The organism is Lentibacillus sp. (genome assembly GCF_035301675.1).
Classification (GTDB): domain Bacteria; phylum Bacillota; class Bacilli; order Bacillales; family Amphibacillaceae; genus Lentibacillus.
Genome location: NZ_DATGTT010000038.1, coordinates 1 through 4,587, shown reverse-complemented (window position 1 = coordinate 4,587; position 4,587 = coordinate 1). Strand labels below are relative to the sequence as shown.

Below are 4,587 nucleotides of genomic sequence, written 5' to 3'. Positions count from 1 at the left end.
ATCATCAATATCTCCAGTTGTTGCAACTGTTCTTTCAAAGCTTTGTAAGCTCTCTGTTACTTTTTCGAGTTCAAATGTACCTTCACGAATATCCTTTAACCATGTTTGATATAAGTGTTGCGGCAGAACGTAATAGCCAAGTACATTTTGAATCATTTTTATTAAACTCTCGCCATAACTTTCATAAGCTTCTTCATAGGCTTGGACAACCTCTGCTTCCGTTCCTTTCGCACCACTCGTATTTTCAAATGTCTCCAGAGTTTTATCGCTTAAGAATTTGTAGAACATTAATCCAAGCATATAGTCTTTGTATCGGCTTGCATCCATAGAACCTCTTAAATTATTTGCACCATCCCATAAACGTCTTTTTATCTCTTCTGATGTAATCATCACTTTTCCTCCATTTGTATGTTTGCTTGTTCGTCGAAATTTATATTAATTTCATTTTAACCATTCTGTTGCCTTTATGCATTACTCCACTATGGATTCATACCCTTTCGGGATAAATGCTTCATCACGGCTGACTCCCCTTCCATAAACTCGAAGTTGATAATTTTTCTTTTTCATAACATTGATGTATGGATATTCACCGTTCCATCCATCCCCAATACATTTTAAGAATTCTTCTTCATTTAAAAGAACTAGTTCTCCACCAATATTATTAGCATTTTTAGAAATTAAAGCTACATGTGACCTCTCGGAATCCTTCATATACCCTCTAACTTTATCAACCTCAGCATTTGTAAAAGTATAAGACCATGTTGAGGATTTATTTTTTCCCTTTGATGAAGGTCGCGATGAGTATTTGGAATATATGATAAATTCCCCGTAATATATTATATTCACAAAAAATGTGTATTATAAAAAAGACGGGGGACTTGAGGACAACAACCTTCTATGACCGCTAAACTAAGCTGGACAGTTCCTGCTCGATAGCACTGAACACTTTATTATTACTAAACATTTAAAAACACACACGACGAAGGATCATGTGCGCGAAAAGTAAATATTTTTCTTATCTGTCCACTTGGCAGGGGCAGTTCAAAAATCTAAGAGTCTTTTTAAAACCTGACTTAATGGTTCAACAACTTCTAGAGTCATTGGGATTTTATTTTACCTGGATATTTTCGATGTAACAATGAAAGTACTCAGTTAAATAATTTATAACTGTTAAAAATTGAAATAAATTGTTCCGTAATTAATTCATGAGTATTTCCGAATATTTTCTATCAAGCAGGGAAGAGTCAATGAAAACAATCAATTTAAAGGAGTGAATCAAATGTTCGATCTGACCGATAATATTGCAATGGTTACAGGTGGAGCCAAAGGTATCGGCAAAGGGATTGCACAAACGTTAACCAAAGCTGGTGCAAAGGTCCTGGTTTGTGACATTGATGAAGACGCGGGTCAACAGACGGCAAATGAAGTGAATGGTGAATTTTTCAAATTGGATGTCACAGATTCAGAAGAAGCCGAGCAGGTGGTCCAGAGAATTCTCAGTCAACATGGACGTATTGACATTCTGGCAGCGAACACGGGAATATACCCCGAAGTGATGATTGAAGATATGACCGAAGCAGATTGGGATCACATCCAGAATATCAACTTAAAAGGATTGTTCTTTACAGCTAAACCGGTATTAAAAGCGATGAAAGAACAGAACTATGGAAGATTGGTTCTTATATCGTCTATTACGGGAGATATAACCGGATATCCAGGCGGATCAATATACGGGGCTACAAAGGCAGCCATATTAGGGTACATGAGAAATGCTGCAGTCGAATATGCGCAATATGGAATTACTGTCAATGCGATTCAGCCTGGTATGATTGGTACAGAGACTTTGAAAAAAGAGCTCGGGGTCCTGTATGATAAAGGCGCTGAAGCGGTACCGATGAAGAGACTTGGAGAGCCTGAAGATATTGGTGCAGCAGTGAACTTTTTTTCATCAAAAGAAGCGGCCTACATCACTGCGCAGTCACTTGTAGTCGATGGCGGTCAGATTCTACCTGAAACACCCGATGTCATTCAATAACGAATTAAACATAGGAGACTATATGAATTTTCACCGTATGAAAATCAGATTGGAAGATATATAATAGATTTATAGTTACAATGGGATACGATATATTTACAGAAGACCATGGCAAAACTGGATATGTTCAACGATTGATTTAAGTTCCACTGCTCCTGTAAAAGTTTAAACTTTTACAGGAGCTTTCTGATATTCTATATAAGTATTCTTTCAAATGACAACACGTGCTCAAAAATATTATTACTCTGGGAGGAAATATTGTGGTTGAACATCAAAAGCTGGAAAGAAAAAACCTGTCCATAATCGGTATATTGCTGATGGGGCATTTTTTGGGATTGCTCAGTGAAACGATTATGAATGTTGCCCTCCCGAATATCATGAACGACTTCGGCGTCAATACCAATATCGCCCAGTAGCTGACGACCGGGTATATGCTTGTCATCGGTATTTCGATTCCGGTATCGGCATATCTGATGGAGAAGTTCACTGTCAGGCAACTCTACATTACGGCGCTGACCATCTATGTCATCGGGTCGCTTCTTGCTTTCACGGCTCCGGAGTTTTATGTTCTGCTGATTGGCAGACTGGTACAGGCGACCGGAACCGGCATCATCATGCCCCTTGCCATGAATGTCATCATGACAGTGACACCGGTACGTATCATGGGTACCATGATTGGTGTATATAATCTTGTCCTGTTGTTCGCACCATCCATTGGTCCTGTTTTTTCCGGACTGGTCATTGAATTTTACTCCTGGCGTATGATCTTTCTGATTATAGTGATACTGTCAGTGCTGGTGCTGATTCCGGCAGTTCTGTTTTTACGCAATGTCACTGAACAGACCAATCCGAAGATTGATGTCTGGTCAGTGGCACTCTCCACTGCCGGGTTTGGGCTGATTGTTGTTGCATTCAGCGGGTTTGGTGCAGAAGGCGGGCTGACGAACCCGTCAGTGTGGCTGATGTTAGCTATCGGGTTTTCCAGTATCCTGATATTTGCCAGACGGCAGATCAGAATATCAAACCCTCTGCTCAGCATGAAGCCTTTTAGATCATCGATATTTTCAAAATCGATGGTGATGATATTGCTTCTGATGATGTTACAGTTCTCGATGATGCTGATTCTGCCTGTATACTTTCAGACAGTCGCGGATCTGTCAGCATTTGAAACGGGAATACTCATGCTCCCGGGCGGCATAGTACTGGCGATTACAACGATGGCCGCCGGGCAGCTGTTCGATAAAATCGGGCACAAGCCGCTTCTTCTCACGGGGATTGTGATTATGCTGGGGGTGCTCGCCGTGTTCACGACGATCTCTCCGGAAACCGGGTTGTTGACGGCAATGATAATGTATGCACTGTTTACGCTCGGTCTCGGGCTGAATCTGTCACCCGTCACTTCACTCGCACTCAATCAGGTGGAACGTTCAATCTCCGCACACGGTTCCGCCATTACGAATACTATCAATCAGATTTCAGGCGCTATCGGTCCGGCGCTGTTCACCAGCATCATGACGATGACCTCACAAATATATTCGCATAATAATGCCGGTGCTTCGGAAATGTATGCCATGACACAAGTTGTGCATATGGTGTATTATGTAGCTATCGGATTTGCATTGATAGCATTGGTGATAATATTGAGCTTCAGGAAGGCCCCTGTCAAAACTCACTAAACTGAACACTTTTATTACTAAATAATAAAAACACGCACACGACGAAGTATCATGTGCGTGAAAAATACAATTTTTTCTTACCTGTCCACTTGGCAGGGGCAGTTCGAAAATCTAAATGAAAACCCTCAGTTAAATAATTTATAACTGTTAAAAATTGAAATGAATTGTTCCTTGGATAAATCATTGTGATCCGTTGCCTTTGCATGTTTTAAGGATTTTCTGAACTGATTTTTAGTAAAAAGGGCATTGTATTTTTTGTTTATCCATTTATAAACAAAGGACTGATATTTTTGATAGTCTTTTTTGAAATCAACGTTTCATGCCGTTCAAGCATAATTAATACAGAGTCCACTTCAGGTTGAGGGTGAAAGTGTGTTCGTGGTACTTTTGTAAGAATTTTTATATTCATTTCCACCATCAACAGCAAACCCAGAGAGCGTTGCAGTTTTTTTAATCTTTTTGCAAAGCCATTCTCAACAATAAGATAACTAAACTTGGCTGAACTCTCAAAGGTTTAGGTGAAGCGTTTGTTAAACGTTTTGCTGAAGAAGGTGCAAAAGTCGTTGGTGTTGACCTGAATGAAGAAAAGTTGAAAGAAACAGTCGCTAAATATGGCGATGAGAATCTTGCTATGAAGTTGGATATAACGGACGAAGTAGGGTGGGAAACAGTTGTTGATACGACGGTTGAAAACTTTGGCAAGCTCGATGTACTTGTAAATTGTGCAGCGATGATGTCAAACAAAGGCGTGCTTGATATGAAACCGGAAGATTATATGAAAGTAATGGAAGTAAATTCACTTGGTACACTTTTAGGGATTCAGAAAAGTATTCCTAAGATGCAGGAAAATGGCGGGGGTTCCATCATTAATATTGC

General features: G+C 39.9%; 5 protein-coding genes and 2 pseudogenes. 4 read left to right on the top strand and 3 right to left on the bottom strand.

Annotation, left to right across the window (positions count from 1 at the left end; translation table 11 throughout):
* Both VK097_RS05930 and VK097_RS05925 read right to left on the bottom strand, forming a co-directional pair.
* Positions 1 to 390: type I restriction-modification system subunit M N-terminal domain-containing protein (locus VK097_RS05930; protein ID WP_324210889.1), on the bottom strand; the 390-nt coding region annotated here is incomplete at its 3' end.
* Positions 391 to 471: 81 nt separating this feature from the next.
* A complete protein-coding gene (locus VK097_RS05925) occupies positions 472 to 846 on the bottom strand; it encodes a hypothetical protein (RefSeq protein WP_324210888.1) in 375 nt (124 codons plus the stop codon).
* Between the two features lie 433 nt (positions 847 to 1,279).
* On the opposite strand from VK097_RS05925, the gene VK097_RS05920 reads away from it, so the two are divergent.
* The 3 genes from VK097_RS05920 (at position 1,280) to VK097_RS05910 (ending at position 3,711) form a co-directional block, all read left to right on the top strand.
* Positions 1,280 to 2,035: an SDR family NAD(P)-dependent oxidoreductase gene (locus VK097_RS05920; RefSeq protein WP_324210887.1), complete on the top strand. Its 756-nt coding sequence runs from the start codon at positions 1,280 to 1,282 to the stop codon at positions 2,033 to 2,035.
* 260 nt (positions 2,036 to 2,295) lie between these two features.
* Positions 2,296 to 2,451, top strand: coding sequence for a hypothetical protein (locus tag VK097_RS05915; RefSeq protein WP_324210886.1), 156 nt, complete (start codon positions 2,296 to 2,298; stop codon positions 2,449 to 2,451).
* Positions 2,452 to 3,711, top strand: coding sequence for a DHA2 family efflux MFS transporter permease subunit (locus VK097_RS05910; protein ID WP_324210890.1), 1,260 nt, complete (start codon positions 2,452 to 2,454; stop codon positions 3,709 to 3,711).
* A gap of 125 nt (positions 3,712 to 3,836) precedes the next feature.
* Here the strand turns inward: VK097_RS05910 and VK097_RS05905 are convergent.
* Positions 3,837 to 4,225 (bottom strand): annotated as a pseudogene (locus VK097_RS05905) (rRNA adenine N-6-methyltransferase family protein); the annotation flags it as partial.
* 54 nt (positions 4,226 to 4,279) lie between these two features.
* On the opposite strand from VK097_RS05905, the pseudogene VK097_RS05900 reads away from it, so the two are divergent.
* Positions 4,280 to 4,587, top strand: a pseudogene (locus tag VK097_RS05900) (SDR family NAD(P)-dependent oxidoreductase); the annotation flags it as partial.